This is a genomic window from Bradyrhizobium sp. PRIMUS42 (genome assembly GCF_023006515.1).
Taxonomy (GTDB): domain Bacteria; phylum Pseudomonadota; class Alphaproteobacteria; order Rhizobiales; family Xanthobacteraceae; genus Bradyrhizobium.
The window spans coordinates 1-1,273 of sequence record NZ_JALBGZ010001161.1 but is presented as its reverse complement, the minus strand read 5'-3'; the positions used below and the strand labels follow the sequence as shown (position 1 = coordinate 1,273).

The following is a 1,273-nucleotide window of genomic DNA, read 5'->3' as shown; positions in this document are numbered from 1 at the left end:
CGTCGGTCGGCGCGGCCGCCGCGGCATCGGCGGAGACGGCGAGCCCGTCGGTGGCCTCGGTCTTGTCGCCCTTGGCCTCCTCGGACGTATCAGCCGATTTGTCAGCCGATTTGGCGTCGGATGTCTCGGACTTGTCCTTGAGCTTGCCGGCGTCCTTGGCCGGATCGGCGGTCGTATCGCTCGCGTTGTCGTTCCTGGGCGCGGATGCGTCGGTGTCGTCGCTCGCCTTGCTTTGCGAGGACGAATCCGTGGACGAGGTGTCGCGCGGGCCCTTGTCCGCGGAGGACGAGGATGAATCGCTGCGCCGCGGCGCGCGATCCTGGGCCTGCGCGGCCGCATTGGTGCTGATCGCCTGGGTGTTGCTGTCGACCAGCGAGCCGAAGCTATCGTCCGCGGACGGCTCTTTGGAGCTCTGCGACCGGGCAGGCTTTTGCTGCGCGCTCGAAACCTGCACGCTTGCCACGACATCTGACGTACGACCGACCACAGGCAACCCCTTGGAAACATCTTCGGCATCAGGGGAGCAAGGAGCGGGCCAGCGTCGCCTCGTGTGCATTTATTCAGCAAAATCAATAGCTTGATGATTCGGGGCGCCGCCGCGGGGCCTGCCGCGCCCCCGCCATTTCTGCCTGCCCGGCAAGAATTGCCCTAAGCTGGCCGCCCCTGTGATTGCTTCACCGGAATGCCGCCTATATTAAAGAGGTTACTCTCAGCCGCTTTCGACCGGGCAGTCGTGCCTTTCGGGAACTGAAGTTCCCGGGGATCGCCGATGTCCCGCGAGAAGCATGACATCGCGGATCGCCGCACGCCGTCGCCACAACCCTTAAGGCCCATGCGCAACAGTCTGGATCTCGAAGGCCGTCCTGAGGACACCAGGGTCGTTGTCGCCATGTCGGGCGGCGTCGACTCCTCGACGACGGCTGCGCTTTTGAAGGCGGAAGGCTACGACGTCGTCGGCATCACGCTGCAGCTCTACGACCATGGCGCGGCGACCCATCGCAAGGGCGCCTGCTGCGCCGGCCAGGACATTCACGACGCGCGCGACGTCGCGGCAAAACTCGGCATTCCCCATTACGTTCTCGACTACGAGGACCGCTTTCGCGAATCCGTCATCGACAATTTCGCCGACTCTTATGCCCTTGGTGAAACGCCGGTGCCGTGCATCGAGTGCAACCGCTCGGTCAAGTTCCGCGACTTGCTGAAGACCGCCCGCGAGCTCGGCGCGCAGGCGCTCGCCACCGGCCATTACGTCGCCTCGCGCCGCCGCGACTAC

At 65.1% G+C, this 1,273-nt stretch carries 1 protein-coding gene and 1 pseudogene; one reads left to right on the top strand and one right to left on the bottom strand.

Features of this window, described 5'->3' with window-relative positions:
• Positions 1-487: pseudogene (locus tag MOV75_RS38620) on the bottom strand (flagellar hook-length control protein FliK); the annotation flags it as partial.
• A gap of 345 nt (positions 488-832) precedes the next feature.
• On the opposite strand from MOV75_RS38620, the gene MOV75_RS38615 reads away from it, so the two are divergent.
• Positions 833-1,273 (top strand): asparagine synthase-related protein (locus MOV75_RS38615; RefSeq protein WP_247008076.1); only part of this gene is annotated, 441 nt, incomplete at its 3' end.